The organism is Micromonospora sp. NPDC049049, assembly GCF_040649115.1.
Classification (GTDB): domain Bacteria; phylum Actinomycetota; class Actinomycetes; order Mycobacteriales; family Micromonosporaceae; genus Micromonospora.
In genome coordinates this window covers 488,879-506,341 of the sequence record NZ_JBEZEX010000001.1, presented here as the reverse complement: position 1 = coordinate 506,341, position 17,463 = coordinate 488,879, and the positions used below count along the sequence as shown (strand labels likewise).

General features: G+C 68.2%; 18 protein-coding genes, 3 tRNA genes and 1 pseudogene. 1 reads left to right on the top strand and 21 read right to left on the bottom strand.

Annotated features, from left to right (window positions below; genetic code table 11):
• Positions 1–110: 110 nt before the first annotated feature.
• The 10 genes from nusG to AB0B68_RS02335 form a co-directional block, all read right to left on the bottom strand.
• On the bottom strand, positions 111–833 hold the full coding sequence (gene nusG / locus AB0B68_RS02380; protein WP_112584800.1) for a transcription termination/antitermination protein NusG: 723 nt from the start codon (positions 831–833) through the stop codon (positions 111–113).
• A gap of 38 nt (positions 834–871) precedes the next feature.
• Positions 872–1,261, bottom strand: coding sequence for a preprotein translocase subunit SecE (secE, locus tag AB0B68_RS02375; protein ID WP_091403530.1), 390 nt, complete (start codon positions 1,259–1,261; stop codon positions 872–874).
• Between the two features lie 213 nt (positions 1,262–1,474).
• A tRNA-Trp gene (locus AB0B68_RS02370) sits at positions 1,475–1,547 on the bottom strand.
• A gap of 129 nt (positions 1,548–1,676) precedes the next feature.
• The gene (locus AB0B68_RS02365) at positions 1,677–2,069 is read right to left on the bottom strand and encodes a MaoC family dehydratase (protein WP_357257502.1); all 393 of its coding nucleotides are present in this window, start codon (positions 2,067–2,069) and stop codon (positions 1,677–1,679) included.
• A gap of 1 nt (position 2,070) precedes the next feature.
• Positions 2,071–2,517: a MaoC family dehydratase N-terminal domain-containing protein gene (locus AB0B68_RS02360; protein ID WP_357200930.1), complete on the bottom strand. Its 447-nt coding sequence runs from the start codon at positions 2,515–2,517 to the stop codon at positions 2,071–2,073.
• Positions 2,518–2,643: 126 nt separating this feature from the next.
• On the bottom strand, positions 2,644–2,811 hold the full coding sequence (gene rpmG / locus AB0B68_RS02355; protein WP_007073056.1) for a 50S ribosomal protein L33: 168 nt from the start codon (positions 2,809–2,811) through the stop codon (positions 2,644–2,646).
• Between the two features lie 132 nt (positions 2,812–2,943).
• Positions 2,944–3,016: transfer RNA gene (locus AB0B68_RS02350), tRNA-Met, on the bottom strand.
• A 24-nt stretch (positions 3,017–3,040) separates the two neighbouring features.
• Positions 3,041–3,113: transfer RNA gene (locus AB0B68_RS02345), tRNA-Thr, on the bottom strand.
• A gap of 93 nt (positions 3,114–3,206) precedes the next feature.
• Positions 3,207–5,732 (bottom strand): bifunctional diguanylate cyclase/phosphodiesterase, encoded by a 2,526-nt coding sequence (locus AB0B68_RS02340; RefSeq protein ID WP_357200933.1) that lies wholly within the window; start codon positions 5,730–5,732, stop codon positions 3,207–3,209.
• A 40-nt stretch (positions 5,733–5,772) separates the two neighbouring features.
• Positions 5,773–5,940 (bottom strand): hypothetical protein, encoded by a 168-nt coding sequence (locus AB0B68_RS02335; protein ID WP_357200936.1) that lies wholly within the window; start codon positions 5,938–5,940, stop codon positions 5,773–5,775.
• An 888-nt stretch (positions 5,941–6,828) separates the two neighbouring features.
• Here AB0B68_RS02335 and AB0B68_RS02330 point away from each other — a divergent pair.
• On the top strand, positions 6,829–7,761 hold the full coding sequence (locus tag AB0B68_RS02330; protein WP_357257500.1) for a hypothetical protein: 933 nt from the start codon (positions 6,829–6,831) through the stop codon (positions 7,759–7,761).
• A gap of 380 nt (positions 7,762–8,141) precedes the next feature.
• On the opposite strand, the gene AB0B68_RS02325 is transcribed toward AB0B68_RS02330, so the two are convergent.
• From AB0B68_RS02325 to AB0B68_RS02275, 11 genes and pseudogenes are all read right to left on the bottom strand, one after another.
• Positions 8,142–8,888, bottom strand: a complete 747-nt coding sequence (locus tag AB0B68_RS02325; RefSeq protein ID WP_357257498.1) for a hypothetical protein — start codon at positions 8,886–8,888, stop codon at positions 8,142–8,144.
• A 213-nt stretch (positions 8,889–9,101) separates the two neighbouring features.
• Positions 9,102–9,350 (bottom strand): annotated as a pseudogene (locus AB0B68_RS02320) (site-specific integrase); the annotation flags it as partial.
• Between the two features lie 123 nt (positions 9,351–9,473).
• Positions 9,474–9,770: a hypothetical protein gene (locus tag AB0B68_RS02315; RefSeq protein WP_357257496.1), complete on the bottom strand. Its 297-nt coding sequence runs from the start codon at positions 9,768–9,770 to the stop codon at positions 9,474–9,476.
• 330 nt (positions 9,771–10,100) lie between these two features.
• Positions 10,101–11,147 carry a pentapeptide repeat-containing protein gene (locus AB0B68_RS02310; RefSeq protein WP_357257494.1) on the bottom strand — a complete coding sequence of 349 codons (1,047 nt, stop codon included), beginning with the start codon at positions 11,145–11,147 and terminating at the stop codon, positions 10,101–10,103.
• A gap of 319 nt (positions 11,148–11,466) precedes the next feature.
• Positions 11,467–12,903, bottom strand: coding sequence for a tyrosine-type recombinase/integrase (locus AB0B68_RS02305; protein WP_357257492.1), 1,437 nt, complete (start codon positions 12,901–12,903; stop codon positions 11,467–11,469).
• Positions 12,900–13,085 carry a helix-turn-helix domain-containing protein gene (locus tag AB0B68_RS02300; protein ID WP_030329852.1) on the bottom strand — a complete coding sequence of 62 codons (186 nt, stop codon included), beginning with the start codon at positions 13,083–13,085 and terminating at the stop codon, positions 12,900–12,902. The genes AB0B68_RS02305 and AB0B68_RS02300 overlap by 4 nt, the downstream gene beginning before the upstream one ends.
• Positions 13,082–14,836 (bottom strand): replication initiator, encoded by a 1,755-nt coding sequence (locus AB0B68_RS02295; protein WP_357257490.1) that lies wholly within the window; start codon positions 14,834–14,836, stop codon positions 13,082–13,084. Before AB0B68_RS02295 ends, AB0B68_RS02300 begins: the two co-directional genes overlap by 4 nt.
• A complete protein-coding gene (locus AB0B68_RS02290) occupies positions 14,833–15,375 on the bottom strand; it encodes a DUF2637 domain-containing protein (protein WP_357257488.1) in 543 nt (180 codons plus the stop codon). Before AB0B68_RS02290 ends, AB0B68_RS02295 begins: the two co-directional genes overlap by 4 nt.
• Complete coding sequence (locus AB0B68_RS02285) at positions 15,372–15,560, bottom strand: hypothetical protein (RefSeq protein ID WP_030489559.1); 189 nt, start codon at positions 15,558–15,560, stop codon at positions 15,372–15,374. Before AB0B68_RS02285 ends, AB0B68_RS02290 begins: the two co-directional genes overlap by 4 nt.
• 3 nt (positions 15,561–15,563) lie before the next feature.
• Positions 15,564–15,830 carry a hypothetical protein gene (locus tag AB0B68_RS02280; RefSeq protein WP_357257486.1) on the bottom strand — a complete coding sequence of 89 codons (267 nt, stop codon included), beginning with the start codon at positions 15,828–15,830 and terminating at the stop codon, positions 15,564–15,566.
• On the bottom strand, positions 15,827–17,422 hold the full coding sequence (locus AB0B68_RS02275; RefSeq protein WP_357257484.1) for an FtsK/SpoIIIE domain-containing protein: 1,596 nt from the start codon (positions 17,420–17,422) through the stop codon (positions 15,827–15,829). The genes AB0B68_RS02280 and AB0B68_RS02275 overlap by 4 nt, the downstream gene beginning before the upstream one ends.
• Positions 17,423–17,463: the final 41 nt, after the last annotated feature.

The window sequence follows — 17,463 nt, the reverse complement described above, 5'->3', positions numbered from 1 at the left end:
CAGCCGGGAGACGGTCGCGGCGGTCGAGTCAGGTCGCCGGTTCGGCAGTCACGAGTTCGCCCTGCGCTGCGACGACGTGCTCGGCACCGGCGGCCGCCGCCGACGACCAATCAGATCTTGGCGACCTGGTTGAAGTTGAGCTCCACCGGAGTCTCACGACCGAAGATCGACACCAGCACCTTGAGCTTCTGCTGGTCGGCGTTGATCTCGCTGATCGTGGCCGGCAGCGACGCGAACGCGCCGTCGGTGACGGTGACGGAGTCGCCCACCTCGAAGTCGAGGACCTTGATCTCCGGCTTCGCCTTCTTCTGCTCGGTCTCGACAGCCGGCGCCAGCCACTTCAGCACCTCGTCGAGCGAGAGCGGAGCCGGCCGGTCGGCCCGGTCGGTCGCGCCGACGAAGCCGGTCACACCGGGGGTGTTCCGGACGCAGGAGTACGACTCGGCGGTCAGCTCCATCCGGACCAGGATGTAACCCGGGAAGACCTTGGCCTGGATCTGCGAACGCTTACCGTTCTTGACCTCGACCTCTTCCCGGGTCGGCACCTCGACCTGGTAGATGAAGTCCTCCATGTCGAGGCTCGTGATCCGGGTCTCGAGGTTGGTCTTGACCTTGTTCTCGTAGCCGGCGTACGAGTGCACCACGTACCAGTCACCCGGCGCGTAGCGAAGCTTCTGCCTCAGCTCCGCGACAGGGTCGTAGTCCTCGTCCGGTGCGGGCTCGGTCGTAGGGAACTCCGGCTCGCTGGCGGCCTCGACCGACTCGTCACCAGCCGCCGTCGCGACCGTGGACTGCTCGTCCACCGGTCCGGCGGTCTCGTCGTACTCAGGCACGCTCGCTCACTTCCGTCACTATGGCTGGAGGCAGCCGGTCAGTCCGAGTTGCCAAAGACAAACAACACGACCTTGGCGAAGCCGAAGTCCAGCACACCCACGATCGTCAGCATCACCGCGACGAACGCCACCACCACGGCGGTGTAGGTCAGCAACTCCTTGCGGGTCGGCCAGATGACCTTACGCAGTTCAGCTACGACCTCGCGGAAGAACCGGGCGATGCGGCCGAAGACGCCCACCCGACCCGTTTCCGACCGCGTGGTCGGCCGGCTGTCCGCCGACTCCGCCCGGGCACGGGACCGCGTGGCGGTGCCTCCCCGGGAAACCGGCTCGTCCGCGCCGGAGGCGTCGTCGTCGGCCACGTCGTCGACGACCTCGTCGTCCAGACGATCGTCGCCGTCGTCGTCGCGCCGCTTGTTGTCGGCCACTTCGCCCTCCGTCGCGGAATCTGGGGTCGTACGCCGAGTGGCGCACGCGGCGCTGGTCACGCCGGCCGGACCCAACCGTCCCGCGACGGGCCGCGGCCGGTGGATCACCCGGAGGGCCCCGATTGCCTCGGAGCCACCCCGCCGATGCCACCACCACGGGCCGGACGCCGCCAGGTGGCGGCGCGGCCCACGGGAACGGTCAGGCCTGAGGCGCAGGGGTGACAGGACTTGAACCTGCAGCCTGCGGTTTTGGAGACCGCTGCTCTGCCAATTGAGCTACACCCCTATGTGGCAACACTCGCCCCACGCGGCCACAGACGACCGAGCAGGGGTCACTTGCCCCACGGCGGACCAGTGTACGGGTAGCCGCCCGACTTTCCCAACCGGTCTCTCCGCCACGCGTGGCGGGCTCGGTTCAGCCTGCCGTCCGGATGGTTGCCCGCGCCTGCGACAGCACCTTCTCACCCAGGCAGGTGGCGGTCACCTCGAGCCGGGTGAGACCGTCCTCGGTCACCTCGCGGACCCGCGCGGTCACCTCGATCTCGGTCCCCTGGTCATCGTCGGGGACCACCACCGGCCGGGTGAAACGCACGCCGTACTCGACCACCGCGTCCGGCGATCCGGCCCACACGGTGACCGCCCGCCCGACCAGGGCCATGGTGAACATGCCGTGGGCGATCACCCCGGGCAGACCCACAGTGGTGGCGACCCGGTCGCTCCAGTGGATCGGGTTGAAGTCACCCGAGGCGCCGGCGTAGCGGACCAGGTCCGCGCGGGTCACCTGAAACGTCTGTGCTGGCAACTCCATCTCACGCCTCCCCGCGAATGACATACCTGGCCCAGACCGCCACCACGGGTTCCCCGCCAGCGGTGCTCACGTCGGTGCGCGTCGTCAGGAAGCCGTGCCCACCCCTGGTGCTGACGTCCTCGATGGTGTTGGTGCAGACCAGCTCGTCGCCGGCAACCACCGGCCGGGTGTACGCGAACCGCTGGTCACCGTGCACCAGGCGGCTGTAGTCGACACCCAGGGCCGGGTCCTCGATGATCTGGCTGCTCGCGGCCATCGTCACGATCACCGGGAAGGTCGGCGGGGCCACCACGTCGGGGTGGCCCAGCGCCCGCGCGGCCTCCGGGTCGTGGTGGGCCGGATCGGTGGCGCCGATGGCGCTGGCGAACTCGCGGATCTTTTCTCGGCCCACCTGGTAGGGGGCGGTCGGCGGATACGTCCGGCCGACGAAGGAAGGGTCCAGAGGCATGCCGCGAACCTACACGGAAAGCCCAATCGCCGACCTGATCGGTAGGCGGCGGCGGAGCCGCACCAAACCGGTCAGATCGGCGATCGGAAAGCTTCGACAACGGCCGGCCCTGAGGCCGGCCAGCAGTCAGCGGGTCTCGCGGTGGACCGTGTGCCGACCGTCGCGCGGGCAGAACTTCTTCAGCTCAATGCGGTCGGGGTCGTTGCGCCGGTTCTTGCGCGTGATGTAGTTGCGCTCCTTGCACTCCACACACGCCAAAGTGATCTTCGGCCGGACATCGGTAGCCTTCGCCACGGCGGAGTGCCTTCCTCGCTAACGGAAACAACTACGACGCGCCAGCCTAGACGCTGACAGCGCGGACATGCAAAGTGGGCGCCGGAAGCGCCCATTCTTACGACCACCGGCAACGAGCCCGGAAGACGAGAGTAGCGGTGGCCGGACTTGAACCGGCGACACAGCGATTATGAGCCGCTTGCTCTACCATCTGAGCTACACCGCTGCGATGGGTCCAGCTGAACCCTCGAGCCCCCTTACGGAATCGAACCGTAGACCTTCTCCTTACCATGGAGACGCTCTGCCGACTGAGCTAAGGGGGCCTGCGCGATCTCCCCGTGGGGCGCGCAGGAGTAAGAGTACACGGCCCGGCTCGACAGGTGAAATCGGATCCCCGGTGATCGTCGGCGCCCTGCTCAGGGCACGACACGCAGGCGCGGAAGCTCCCCGTTGGCGACCGTCTCCGGCTCGACCTGGGCACCGAACCAGGCAGCCAAACGCTCGTACGGCAGCGGCCGGCTGAACAGGAAGCCCTGCCCGATCTCGCAGCCGATGTCCTGGAGAAGCTCCAGGGTCAGCTCGCTCTCCACCCCCTCGGCCACCACCGTCAGGCCGAACTGCTGGGAGAGGGTGACGACCGCGTTGACGATCGCCAGGTCCCCCGGGTCGGTCGCCATGCCCTGCACGAAGGAGCGGTCCACCTTCACCTCGTGCACCGGCAGCCGGCGCAGGTGCGCCAGAGACGAGTCACCAGTGCCGAAGTCGTCCACCGACAGTCGTACGCCGAGATCCCGCAGCCGTTGCAGGGTGGGGATGGGCCGGTCCGTGCCGTCCAGCACCCCCGACTCGGTGATCTCCAGGGTGAGGCGCTGCGCCGGCACCTTGTACTCGGTCAACAACTCCTGGACCCGATCCGGGAAGTGTCGGTCAATGAGCGTACGGGCCGAGAGGTTGACCGCGATGGGCAGCGGCTGGTCGGCCAGCGCCCAGTCCCGGCTGCGCCGAAGGCCCTCCCGGAGCACCACCTCGGTGAGCCGGCTCAACTGGCCGGTGTGCTCGGCCACCGCCACGAAGTCCTCGGGCGCGACAGTGCCGTGCGCCGGGTGCTCCCAGCGCGCCAGACACTCCACACCCACCAGGCGCCGGTCCCGCAGAGTCACCTTGGGCTGGAAGTAGACCTCCAGCTCGTCATGGTCCAGTGCTCGGCGCAGATCGCCGGCCAGACCCAACCGGCGCAGCGAACGGGACTCCAGCGCGGGATTGAACAGCTGCACGCTGCCCGGTACCGACTTGGCCGCGGTGGCGGCGAGGTCGACCCGAAGCAGCAGGGTCGCCGCGTCGCTGCCATGATCCGGGTGTACGGCCACCCCGACGGCGGTGTCCACGTCGAGGGTGAGCGCGTCGAAGACCATCTCGTCGCGGATCTGGTCGCGCAGTTGGGCGGCCAACTCGACCGCCGCCTCGGCGCTCTCCAACCGCAACGTCACCAGGAACTCGTCCCCACCGGCACGGCCAACCAGAGCCGACGACGGCGCGCTGGCCCGCAACCGATTGGCGACCTCGGTGAGGACCTTGTCCCCGGCCGCGTGCCCCAGGGACTCGTTGACCTGGCGCAGCCCGTCGACGTCGAAGAGCAGCAGCGCCACCACCTCGTCCGGCGCGCCGATCTTGACCGATTCGTCAAGAGCGCCGGTGATGCGCCGCCGGTTGGGCAACCCGGTCAACGTGTCGTGGTACGCGTCGTGCCGCAGCCGGTCGACCAGCCGCGAATTCTCCAACGCGACGGCCGCGTGCGCCGCCACCGTTTCCAGCACGGGCACATCGGCCTTGGTGAAGTGGCCGACGTCGCTGAGGCGGTTGACCACCTCCAACGTGCCGATCACCACCTTCCCCGACCGCAGCGGCACGACGATGACGTCCTTCACCTGACGGCCGGCGATCGCGCGACGCAACTCCGCATCGCCGCCGAGCAGCCGCCCGAGGGTGACGTTGTGGCCCGCCTCGAAAGCCCGCTCACGAATCACCACCGGGGTGGGCGCCACGTCGAGCAGCCCCCGGTCGTCCAGCCGTGCGGTCAGCAGCACCTCCGGATGCCGGCGCTGCGCCGGAAGCCAGAGGGTCGCGTACTCGGCCTGCATGAGGGTGCGGATCCGATCGAGCAGCACGTCCGCGAGCGCCCCCTCGTGGCCCGCGCTGGTCATCGCCCGGGTCAACTCGTACATGTCGCCGAGGGTCCGGTGCTGACGAAGGAACCGGGAGTACGCGCGGTAGAGCATGACGCCGGCGACGGTGATGGCCACCAGGAGCAACGTCGACCACAGTGTCGTCACCAGCGCGATCAGGATGAGCAGCCCCACCGCCACGTTCAGCGCGGTGGTGAGGAAGACCTGCACGGCCATCGCCGTCGTGCCCCGCAGCCCCTGCCAGCCCTGCAACAGGCTGATCACGCCGACGACCGAGGCCAAGCTGATCAGCGTGTTCGCGCTGACCGCGAGAAACAGGACCCCCCAGGTGGCGGGCCCAACCCCGTCGAGCGGCGGCGCCGCCACCACGACCACGCCCGCCACCGACACGCCGGCGGCATCCCGGGCGACGTTGAACCAGAACTTGGGGGGCAGGTAGCGACGGTGAGCCTGAGTGACCACCGCGGCGATCGTCGCGATCAGGACCACGAGCACCGGTGAGAGCCAGTACAGCCCCAGCACCAACGGGATCTCGGTGAGGGTGACCACGACGGCCTGACGTCGGACGACGAAGCTCAGAGTCGGTACGCCGGCCACCACCATCACAAGCACGAGCAACCCCGCAACCAGAAGGTCGCGGGGTTTTATGGTTTCAGTAACGGCTAGGAATGTGGTGATGAGGATAGCGAGAGAAGCCAGGGGGCCGGTGATCAGCCAGGCACGTTCCGTTGAACGGCGGGGGACGTTGTTGCCCGGCACGCTCGTGTCCCCTCATCGGTGGCGCTGAAGCGCGCCGACATCAACGCTCGTTGACAACGGCTCCCGCGCCACTGCTGCTGACCGGAGCACCCCACTCAACCCCTGTCGCCTGCATCTCACTGCTGACGACAACGCCCCCGACAGCGGACACGACAAGACCCATCGCCACGATCAGACCGAGCAGCCGGCCACGCGTTAGACCAGACATCGGAAACTCCTACCACCAAGGGTGTCAGAAAACTGCGTTCCCCGATGGTGCCACAGCGGTGGCAGGGGGGAAAGTTCCACGACGGCCCCGGGCTGCGGACGGGGAATTACGAACCGGTCGGCCTGTCCACCCACCACGTCTGGCCAGATCGTCTTACCGTCCGACCGATCGCCGCCCCTCAAGAAACGACAAGCCCCGCTAACAACTCCTATGCGGCTTAGCACTCCTACCGGACCTCGACCTGCTGTGCCGGCCAGTCGTACGACACTCGCCTTGCGGGCTGAACGCCCCGATCATGCGTGACTTTCCCGAAGCAGATTGTGACGCCTCACGCGGCAAACCGCAATCATCTATGCAACCAGCGCCGCCGCCACCCTGGGACCGCCCTCGGCGACACCCGCTCGCGGCGCGCAGACCGGCTACGGCGGGCAGGCCGGTCAGGTTGCGGCCCACGGCCACCGAAGATGGCAGCGCAGGACGCGAAGTGCCCGCCGCGGTCAACCTCATTGACGTACGCATGCCGGGGTAGGCAGCCTCGGCCCCGTTCCGCGGAGCGGCCCAGATCTCGCCGGGGAACGTGGTGAAGCCGACCGGCACCGTGACCGGTGGCGGAGTCTGACCGGCCGCCTGGGCCGCTGCTTGAAACCGCTCCTGCTCCCAGTACCACCGGGCGGACGGGACGCCGGTACCGCTCAGCCAGTACAGCACCACGGTGTCGACAAGCGACTCGCAAGCGAAACCGCCCGCCGGTGCGTCACCGGACAATCATTCCGCTCGTGGGCAGGACGGCGGGGCAGTCGGCCATGTGACGGCACTCTGGCCGAGCGACAGGATCCGCCTAGCCTGTGCACAGGGTTCGCCCGGCAACGCTCCGAAGGGAGCCGTCCCATGCCATCCATCCTCGGCGCAGCTTTCCTCGCGGCCGCCTTGACGGCGGCACCAACCGCGTCCGCCGCCACCCCCGCCCCGGCGCCCGGCTACCGCCTGGTGGAGCTCGGCACCCTCGGCGGCGACAACAGCTTCGTCAGCGCCATGAACAACCGCGGCGACGTGGTCGGCCGCGCCCAAGCCGCCGACGGCAGCTACCGCGGGTTCCTCTGGCACCACGGCCGGATGACCGATCTCGGTGCCTTCACCCCGACCGACGTCAACGACCGCGGCCAGGTCGTCGGCTACCCCGCCGACGGCTCCGGCGGGTACGTCTGGGACCACGGTGTCGTGCGGCCGCTGGGTCCGTCCGCCCTACCCCTGGCGATCAACAACCGCGGCCAGGTTGTCGGCCGCACCGACGAAGGCCCCGTCCTGTGGACGAACGGCAGTGCCCGGTCCCTGCCTCTCACCGAGGTGTCCGACATCAACGAACACGGCCAAATCTCAGGTGGGGTGTACCTGCCACCGGACGGCTTCCACGCCGTCCGATGGCACAGCAGCCGGGTCACCGACCTCGGCGCCGGCCCCTTCAACCGCAGCAACACGTACGCCCTCAACGACCGCGGCTGGGTGATCGGCTGGCAGTTCTCTGCTGACCAGTTCCCGCGCGGCATCCTCTGGCGACACGGCCGAGCCCTGGACGTCGGCACTCTCGGCGGCAACACCACCGAGCTGCGGGCGATCAACAACCGCGGCGAGATCCTGGCCACCTCCGCCGCCAGCGACGGAATCTCCCGGCCGGCCCTGTGGCGACGCGGCGTTCTGCACGACCTGAGCCTCGCCGGCATCAGCATGTACGGCGAGTTCGTCGGCCTCGATGACCGTGGTCGCATCGCCGCCTCGATCCGAACTGTCTCGGGTGTCAGAGCGGTCGTCTACCACCCGCGCTGACCGCTGGCTCGCCCTTTGACGTGGGGGGCCGTGCTGGCCGGCACGCTGGAAGCACCAAGAGGCAGTCCTTACGCCGCCGTCTTGAAGGATCATCGCCCGCAGGCGGCTCGCGCAGATCATCGGGCCTCACGTGCGGTCGGCAACGGTGCGGTCGGCCGGACAACTGGAAAACGGCCCCTGATCAGCATCTCTGCTGGTCAGGGGCCGTGTCTGCACCTGGTGGCGGGTAGAGGATTCGAACCTCTGAAGCTTCCGCGACAGATCTACAGGGCGTCCGTGATCTTGGCCGTTTCAGGTGCGTTTACCTGCTTCTTCTCATCCCCGCCGCACGCTTGGAGGTGCTGGCCGCCCACCATCTGCCCACGCGCAGGACGTCCAGATCAGTAGTAGAGGAACCCGCGGACCACCGCGACGACCGCCAGCAAGATGGCAGTCCCCCAGACAACATTCCGTCCAGTCGAGCCGAAGATCAAATAGGCGATCTGGGTCAGCAAGAAGATCGAACTCAGCACCAGATCTACGAGCAGCAGCACGAGGGTGAGCGCCAAGCGCAGCAGGAACCAGACAAACCCCAGGCCGCACCACCTGTCGATTGTCGAGTCGTCGTACGCCCAGCGGGTGAACACGAAGGGCTTGTAGAGGGAGGACTCCCAACCCCGGCTCCACTTCGCGCCGACGCTGGACCAGTACGAGTCCCGACCTTCCTTCACGTTCGCTTGATCCACTCGCTTGAACTGGATCTTCTTGACGGCACCGCCGGTGACGTCGATCAAGACCTGGCCATCCTTGACCCGGATGGTGGTGGTTCCATTCACGACCACGGTGAGCTGGTCGCGTCCGGTCTGGACCTTGAACACCCTGTCAAACCCGGTGGCACCCTTCTTACGGTCCCGAAGCAAGACGTAGATCGTGCTTCCATCTCGGGGTGGGAGGGAGTACTCCGCCCCGATCGAGAACTCGCCGATCGGGGTGACGATGCTCGTCTCGCCCTCAACCGCAACGCCATCCGGACCGACTGTCAGGGCCACCGGCAGCAGCGCAGGCTTGTATTTGACCTTGCCCTTACCCTCCCCCTCTGGGTCGCAGCCAGCGAGTACCAGCGCCAGAAGCAGAGGAATGAGCGTCAACCATATGGCGCCGTCTCGATATCGTCGTATCGATGCAAGGCTCGGGGCGCCCGCCGTTGCCACCCCCCGAACGCAGGCAGAATGCACCTTCACCGTGTACCGCCCGCCTGACCTGCGACTCTCGACGCCGAGCCAGCTACACATGGTCGCCACATGATTACGAGTGTCCCCGACCTGGTCAAGCCGCTCTCGATCGACGGTGCACCGCATTCTCTATTGATCCCGAGTCCCACCTCTGCCGGGTCGAACCGCCGGCGCATCGCTGATCTTGTCGTTCATGGTGTCGTCGCCGCCGTCGATGCAATTGGCGTAGACGCGGAGCAGGACGGCCACGCCGTGGCCCAGGCGCCGGGCGACCTCGGTCGGCGGGACGCCGGCATTCAGCCAGAGCGAGGCCGCTGCGTGCCGCAGGTCGTAGGGCTGGCGCACTAGCGGCGAGGCGACCTGCGATTCGGTCAAAGCAATCCCCTAAGTCAGCCGCTATAGCCCACGGTCCGCGCCAGCCCTGGTAATCCGGAGCATTACCAGCATTGGCAGCCCAGAACGTGATCGAACGATAGGGAGTAGGTTCAACAGAGGGTCGACCTACTGCCAGGCGATTGGGCCGGGGACGGCGGCCTCCGCGGCGGCGATCCCCTCATCGACCGTATGGAAGCCCTGAGAGTCCGGCCAGAAGGGCTGACCCTCAGCAGGCCATCCTGGCCGGTATCTCACGTAGTAGAGCCGGTGCGCCGGGTTCAGCTGCGGAAATTCGTCTTCTTCGAGGTCGTTGTCAGCCTCTCCGACGGCGTACCAGAAGTCGTAGTCGAGCATCACTACGCAGACTGCGCTGGCATTGACCCCGCCGTAAATCCAGTGACCCGCTGCCACGATCGTCTCCACCCGGCGAGCCTAGGACGGCATCCCGAAATCTCTCAAAGACGCGGTCAGAGGCAAGATCGAACCGCCCACCATCTGCCACGACAGTCGTCAACGGCTGGACCCAGCCGGACTCGGCACAAACGACAACGGCCCCCGATCAGCATCTCTGCTGGTCAGGGGCCGCATCTGCACCTGGTGGCGGGTAGAGGATTCGAACCTCTGAAGCTTTCGCGACGGATTTACAGGGCGTCGGTGATCAAGACCAGTTCAGTGCCTGTGACCTGCCGTTCCATTCATCTGAGCAAGGGCGACCCAGTCGGCCGCCCACCATTTGCCCACGCCCACGAGCCTTCACGCTTCCGGCAAGATCAGGCCGTCAGGAGGGTTCTTGTCGGACCAACTATCGAACTTCGGCGGCGTCCGGAACCGTGCCCCGTCGAAAGTCACCTCCCCGCCGCAGAATCTCGCCCCGCTGAAGTCGACGTCAGCACCGCTGAAGGTCGCTCCGGTGAAGGACACCATGCCGCCACTGAACGTTGCCCCGCCGAAGGGCACCAACCCGTCACTGAACGTCGCCCCGTCGAAAAACACGTCGCCATCGGCGAACGATGCCCGACCGAAGTGCACCACTGCGCCACTGAACGTCGCCCAATCGAAGTACACCCGCCCGCCGGCAAACGTCGCCCGGTTGAAGTTCAACCCGCCTCCGCTGAACGTCGCCCCAGCAAAGGACGTCTCTCCGCCACTGAAATTGACTCCAGCGAAAGACACCTCCCCGCCGCTGAACGTCGTTCCCGAGAAGTCTCCGCCGTCAAAGACTGCTCCGCTAAAGTCGAAGTCGTAGCCACGCCACGACGTTGCGTCCTCTTCAGCAAGGCGTAAATGTCTGCCAATCAGACGGATAACGGTATGACGCACCTCCCGCTCCTCATGGGAAGACCGAACGGCGTCAGCGCCTAGGATCGGTAGCTGATCATGGCTTTGTGCTGGCGCTTCTTCCGAAACAACCGGCACGGGAAGATATGGCAGGCGGATGTAAGCACAGAGGACGTCGATGCAGGTCTGTCGACCTTCCCGCCAGTCATCAGCAAGACCGGCCATGGCGTAAACGCCCGCCAGGCGCACGGCCGCTTTCTCCGAACCGAGTTGCTCGGACGCCTTTGTGAAGCGTTCGTTGAACAGGCGGACGCCGTTGCGGTCGGTCTCGATCTTTGCCCGCTCGTCGGCCGCCTCGGCGAGAGCCTTGGTGACGTCTGCCCGTAGATCAGCAGCGTGCGCCAGTTCGTGAGCGAACTTCGCCAGCGCGTTCGCGTGTTCTGCTACCCGTTGCCGACGATAGGCGACCACCAGGGCTGCGACACCGCCAATGCCCGCCACGACAGCGAAGACGAGCTTCATGAGGTCAAAAAGCGTGGTTGCCGTGATAGTTGCGTCGCGCTTAACACCAGGCCACCCGCCGTACCAAAGCGCCGCGACGATGAGACCGCCGACTAGCAGCAACGCAACCGCAACAGTCGAAGCGATTGACCGACGGATTTCCCAGAGCCGCAGCTCTGGGACGGGGCTATCAGTGACTGAAACCGAACCAACCGCGACACGGACCTCCGGCCGGGTTGAAGCTCGGGGCGCAGGCAACTCCACCCCTCCCTTCTAGCGCATCTCGTCCACATCGGCGCCCGGTCGGACGCCCGAAAACCCGACCTGGCTGACAGGACCATCATCCGAGGGCATCGGCGATCTTGTCGTTCATGGTGTCGTCTCCCCCGTCGATGCAGTTGGCGTAAACGCGGAGCAGGACGGCGACGCCGTGACCCAGGCGCCGGGCTACCTCGGTCGGCGGGACGCCGGCATTCAGCCAGAGTGAGGCCGCCGCGTGCCGCAGGTCGTAGGGACGGCGTACGAGCGGCGAGGCAACCTGCGATTCGGTCAGCGCCTTCTCGCGAGCGAGCTTCCACCAGCGGTCGTAGACCGACTCCGACAGCGGCCCACCGTGCAGGCCCCGGAAGAACCGACCGTCCGGACCGACCCCGTGAATATCGACGTGCGCGCACAGCAGCTCGACGAGCCGAGGCGGGATCGGGACCGTACGAGTCTCGGCCCTCCCCCGGTGCTTGAGTCCCCGCCGCTCGTGGGAGCCGCCGTCATCGGTCCAGTGCGACCCGGCGCGCGGCGAGGTACCGGCGAGCACCAGGCGGCCCCAGCGATATTCGATCTTCTCGTGGTCGCAGGTCCGGAAGGGCTTCACCGCCGCCAGGTCGTCAAAGTCGGCACCGCAGTCGGCGCACCGGCCGGCAAGGTCGCAGTCCTCCCGCCGTAAGTCCGCTGCTTCCGAGGGACGCATCCCCGCGTAGTAGAGGCAGCCGAAGAACGCGGTGACCTTGTCGGCGCGTTTGCCGAGAGATTTCACCGCCTCCAGCAGCGTGGCGACCTGGGCCGGGTTCGCCACCACTCGCCGGTCGATGGACTGTGCGACCTCGGGGGCGGTCCACTGGACCCGGTCGACCGGGTTGGAGGCGATTAGCTCCAGCTCGACGGCGTACCCGAGCACGTTGTAGAAGGTGGCCCGCTTCCGCTGGACGGTGGAGGCAGCCGCGGGCTTGCCGTCGAGGCGTACGCACAGGCTGTCGAGGACCCGGCGAACCATCGCGGGCGAGTCCAGTTCGACGACCGGGAACGACGCGGTTTCCAGCCAAGCCAACGCCGCCGCGTGGTCGGGCGGGATCTCGTCGGACCAGCGGCGTGGGTTGAGGCCGTAGAGGTACAGCGCCTCCCGGAGCAGAGCGTCAGTCGGTCGGCCCCGCTTCCCTGGCCGGGTCAGGGTCACCGTGATGGAGGTCAGCGCTTCGACGATCGATCGCCGGGTCTTGGCCGCCGCCCGGGGCCACTTCATCTCGACGTACGCACGGCTGTGCGCGTACCAGGTGGTGGGGTTCTTGGTTCTGGCCTCGGAGACCGGGCGCCCGGTGGCCGGGTCGAAGGGCTCCCCCGCGTTGGCCGCCTGGACCAGCTCGGCGCGGAACGAGTGCGCCAGCGCCTTGGTACGAAACATGTCCTCGAAGCGCTGGCCGCTCACGGCCCAGCGGACCCGCCACGGCCGAGCCTTGCGGTCAGCGCGCTTACCGATCTCCCAGATCTGGACCTCGTAGCTCTTCACGCGGCGTCCTGCTCCAGGTCGCCGAGCCACCGACCGAGCGCCGACCGGCGGACCCGGAGCTGCCCGTTCGGGAGCTTGATCACCCGTGGTCCCTTGCCGGTCTGCCGCCAGTAGAACCAAGTCGAGCGCGGTACGCGCAGCTCGGCGAGCACTTCCGGCACGGTCAACAACTCCTCGTTCACTGCGTTTCCTCCCCGTCGTGCTGTGCGCTGTGCTGAGTTGCCGAAAGATCTGGGAACCCCTGCGCGGCCCGGTCCTTCGCGGCGAGCAGTTCGGATCGCCAGCGGGCGCGTTCGCTGATGGAGCGCATGAGCCGATGGGTCATCGGGCCGACGTCTGGGTCATCGGGTCGGGCCAACTCCCAGGCGTGGCGGACCCGTTCGGTGGTCTCGCCCTGGTCGTCGACGAGCTGCGTGCCGTCGGTGGTGACGCCGAGCAGCGCCCGTACCCAGGCCCGAGCGTCGTGCTTGTGGTCGGCGAGGGTCTTGCCGGACCAGTCGCGGGAGATGAGGATGCGCCGGCCGCCGATGCCGAGGGTGTCGCGCTGGTGGACCTTGCCCTTGCAGCGGCCGGGCTTGAGCTTGGCGTGTGCCTTCTTCGGCTGGACGCCGTACAGCAGCCAGTTGGCGCAACGGTCGGTGCACGGGGTCAGCTGGAGTTGCTGCCAGAGCCGGTCGAGGTGCTTGCGTTGCCGGTCGGTGGTCGCCTTGTGGCAGTCGCCGGTGTGCTTGGTGATGTATTTCGTGACGTACCGGATGGTCCGTTCGGCGTCCTCGGTGCCGGGCATGACGCCGCGGGCGTCGACCTGGGTGCCGAAGCGAACGACGTGCACCGGCTCGGCGTCCGGGTCGTCATCGATGGTGTCGAGGACTTCCGTCCAGGTGGTCAGCGTGTCGCGGGTGTCGGGGTCGACCCATGCCGCCGCCTGCTCGTCCCAGACCGGGAGCCGGTCGAGGGTGTACCGCTGGACGTCGACCGAGGGCCACCACACCTGGTGATAGGTCGCCGCCGCCACGGTGCGGAGCACATCGCGCGGGATGGTGCCCCGGATGGCGAAGTGAGCGTGCGGGGCGAGTCGACGTTGCGGCTCGACGCAGCCGGCGTACTGGACGTTCCAGCCCTCGCACCGTCGAAGGTTCTGCCAGAACCGATCGAGCAGCCGGGGGAAGTGCACGGCGTCCCAGGCTGCGCGGCGGTAGTCGTACCTAGCCGGGTTGACGGGGGTGCCGTCGGGGCGGACCGGGCCGTACGAGTCGAGGGTTAGCGTGAGCCACATCGACGGTTGGTAGGTGGAGCCGTCCGGGGCCGTGTACGTCTTGCCGACGGTGCGCCGTTCGACCTTGCGCCGGGGCAGCTCGGGGGCATCCTGGCGCCGCTTGGTGGAGCGCTTGCGCCGTGGGCCGTGCTCGTCGTCCTGGTCCTCGTCGTCGGTGGCGTGGGGTGGCCCGACGCGCCCGCGCAGGCCCTCAGCGGCAATGGCTTCCTCTACCTCGCGGATAGCCTCGTCGAGGTCGTTGACCTGGTTCCACTGTGCGGCGCGTACGGCCTCGTCGCGGGAGAACTCCAGGTGCGCGCGGAACAGGATCAGGGATTTCTGCGCCTCGGTCGCGGGCTCCGGGCCGGGTAGTGGCTCGTCGTCGCGGTGCCAGCCCTCGCGGATCTGGGCTTGCCGTAGCCGGCGGTTCTTCTTGGCGCACGGCGGGCACTTGTCCTCGCGGGTCGCGCCGCAGGGCAGGTCGATGACTTCTGTCAGTCCGGTGTCGAGGCCGGTGCGACGCATGGCGAGCGGGCGGACGCAGACGCCGTACTCGATGGCGATGTCCTTGAGGACGTCGATCGAGCGGGGTAGCGCCATGCGGGCCGCCCGCGACCCCGGCCGAGGAGCAACCGGGGTCGGGGCGGGTTCGAGACCGGGCAGGGTCGGAGCCGTCATCGGATGATCCCGACGACCTGGGGCCGGTTGGGCCGAACGACACCGATCGGAGGCAGCACCGCGGCTGACGCCGGCGGCATCACCGAAGCCGGCGGCGCGGGTTCGACACGCTGCGGCTCGTCGTACCAATCGCCCTGCGGCTGATCGGGCTCCGGTGCCTGCGGGGTGGTGGGTTCGCTGGATAGGACGACCTTCACCAAAGCGAGGAAGGCCAGCGACGGCACCGCCGCGACGATCCAGCCCCAGACGGAAGGTTCGGCTTCGGCGACCTGGGCGGCGAGGGAGAGCAGTGCGAACGCGATCAGGAGCACGCCGACCAGGCCGACGGGTCGACCAGTTCGACGGCGGGCGCGGATCTCCAGGCCGAGGTAGATGGCCATCAGCTCGACCGCTACGGCGTTGGCCCAGCCGATCCAGTCGGGTTGGCCGTGGGCGACGGTCAGGTCATGGACGTGGGTAAAGGCGGCGGCGCCGGCCATGGTGCCGATGGCGAGCAGGATCAGCACCCGGACGCCAGATTCGGCGCGTTCGCGGATCATCGGCCGCTGCCGTTGTCGCGGACGGTCAGGATGATGCAGATCTGCTGGCCGTTGAGGTCGCGGCGGCGGTTGACCATGTGCGCCAGGCCGTGCAGGGCACCGGCGAGCCGGTCCGGGGAGCCGTTGAGTTCGATGTGCAGCGGCTTGAGGCGGTGGGTGCCGAGGAAGAAGCTCTTGAGGGACATCGGTTACCTCCGGGCCGGGGCGACGCGGGTACGGATGTGCTCGGGTGGCTCGCCGAGGGAGGCCACCGCTTCGGAGAGGCAGCGCCACAGCGCCCACGCCTCGTCGGGGGTCAGGTACATCCGGCGCCGACCGCCACCGACCGCGAGATAGACCGGGTACGTGCCGGGCCGGGCGGGGTCGACGCGCACGGAGACGGCCGTGCTGGTGGCACCGTCGGTGCCGGGTGCGCGGAGCCGGTAGAAGGTTCGGCCGTCGGTCGGGGCGGTCACCGCGGCTCACCCCCGTCGGTCTCCCGGTCGAGGATGTTGAGCAGCGAGTCGGGCAGCAGCGGCCTACGACGCTGCCGGGGCAAAGGCAGCCGGGTCGGTTCGGTGGCGGTTTCCCGGCCGACCTGGGCGAGGATGTCCGCCGCGTCGGCCGGCGCCGGGTACTCGGCGGCCAGCTCCCGAATGTGGTCGTCGGAGATGTACGAGAAGCGGACCCGGGCCGGCTCCGGGGTCCCGTCGAGGATCACGTAGCCGACACCTTTGGCCCATCGGGGCATCTGGTCGGCGAGGGCGCCCCGGTTGCGGGCGCCGTCGCCCAAGACGAGGTCGACCTGAGCGGCCTCGGTCAGGCCGAGCGCGATCCGGGTCGGGAACAGGTCCCGGAACGGCAGCACCTCCTTACGGGGGTCCTGCAACGCGGCCACCACCAGGACACCAACGCCGGCACCCTGCGACAGCAGCAACCCGAGCGAGCCGGCGATGCGCTTGCGGAGGTCAACGTCCTGGAGGTACGCGGTCAGCGCCGCCATCTCGTCGATGACGACCACGACCAGCGGGTCAGCCAGGGTCGGAGTGTGAACCCGCACCGCGCCGGCAAGCCGGGTCTGCCGCTCCCGCATCACCGTCACCGCCTCGACGAGCAGGTCGGCCATGGCCTCGAACGACTTGCAGGCGAACCGGGCGAACAGCGGCCGACCCATGGCGAACTCCATGCCGCCCTTGGGATCGATCACCCACAGCCGGACCAGCCCGGAGGAGATCCCACCGGCCAGGACCCGGACCAGCGACCACAGCACCGAGCCCTTCCCAGAGCGGGTGGCGCCGCCGATAAGGACGTGCGTGGCGAGCAGGTGCAGGCACCAGTGCCGCAGGTCTTCCCGTCGCGCGAGCGGGAGTGCGGTGAAGTCGGGCACCGATGGGACGTCGAAGGGGTCGACCAGGGTGCGTAGCGCGTCCGTGCGGACCACCACCAGGTAGACCACCGACGGCCGGTCCCGGAACCGCAACCGGTCCACCGCCCCCAGGACCAGCGCCCAGTAGCCCGACCGGATCGGCGGGTCATCGGGACGCTCGGAGTAGACCCGGGCGTGCCGCCGGCCGAAGGCGTACGCCAGGTTCGCCGTTGCCTTCTGGAACTCCTCCGGTGTCTGGCCGCGGACCATGCGGATGGTCAGCACGTCGAGCGCCTGATCCGAGCGGACCCGCAGCAGCTCCGGCAGGACCGTGCGGTGGTCGTACACCTTGGCCAGGCCGCAAAGGGTCATGGCCTCACGCCAGGCCCGCCGGTAGACGAACAGCTGACGGAACCGGCCGAGGATCGGGCCGGCGCACCAGGTCCACCAGGACGACTCGTGCCGCCACCGCCACAACGCCGAAACGGCAGCGGCCAGGACCACGGGCACGATCACGCCGGTCCGGCCAAACTCGCGGTAGAGGCTCACCCCGGCCACGACCAGGCCGACGGCGACCGGGTGGCGAAGACACCACCACAGGCCCCGCCACAGCCACCGCAGCACCAGGCCGATCGCGATCAGCCAGACCGGCAGCTCAAGGCGACGCGGCCGGATCACCATCAGGTCCCCGGCGGTGGTCATCACAGCCTCGCCGCGCGGCCGGCGCATCATCGGGCACCCGC

What these genes read in the sequence shown, in the direction of transcription:
- AB0B68_RS02365 (WP_357257502.1), bottom strand. Translation starts at nt 2,069, where the DNA reads ATGGAGTTGCCAGCACAGACGTTTCAGGTGACCCGCGCGGACCTGGTC.
- AB0B68_RS02360 (WP_357200930.1), bottom strand. Translation starts at nt 2,517, where the DNA reads ATGCCTCTGGACCCTTCCTTCGTCGGCCGGACGTATCCGCCGACCGCC.
- AB0B68_RS02335 (WP_357200936.1), bottom strand. Translation starts at nt 5,940, where the DNA reads ATGTCTGGTCTAACGCGTGGCCGGCTGCTCGGTCTGATCGTGGCGATG.
- AB0B68_RS02330 (WP_357257500.1), top strand. Translation starts at nt 6,829, where the DNA reads ATGCCATCCATCCTCGGCGCAGCTTTCCTCGCGGCCGCCTTGACGGCG.
- AB0B68_RS02310 (WP_357257494.1), bottom strand. Translation starts at nt 11,147, where the DNA reads ATGAAGCTCGTCTTCGCTGTCGTGGCGGGCATTGGCGGTGTCGCAGCC.
- AB0B68_RS02295 (WP_357257490.1), bottom strand. Translation starts at nt 14,836, where the DNA reads ATGACGGCTCCGACCCTGCCCGGTCTCGAACCCGCCCCGACCCCGGTT.
- AB0B68_RS02290 (WP_357257488.1), bottom strand. Translation starts at nt 15,375, where the DNA reads ATGATCCGCGAACGCGCCGAATCTGGCGTCCGGGTGCTGATCCTGCTC.
- AB0B68_RS02285 (WP_030489559.1), bottom strand. Translation starts at nt 15,560, where the DNA reads ATGTCCCTCAAGAGCTTCTTCCTCGGCACCCACCGCCTCAAGCCGCTG.
- AB0B68_RS02275 (WP_357257484.1), bottom strand. Translation starts at nt 17,422, where the DNA reads ATGACCACCGCCGGGGACCTGATGGTGATCCGGCCGCGTCGCCTTGAG.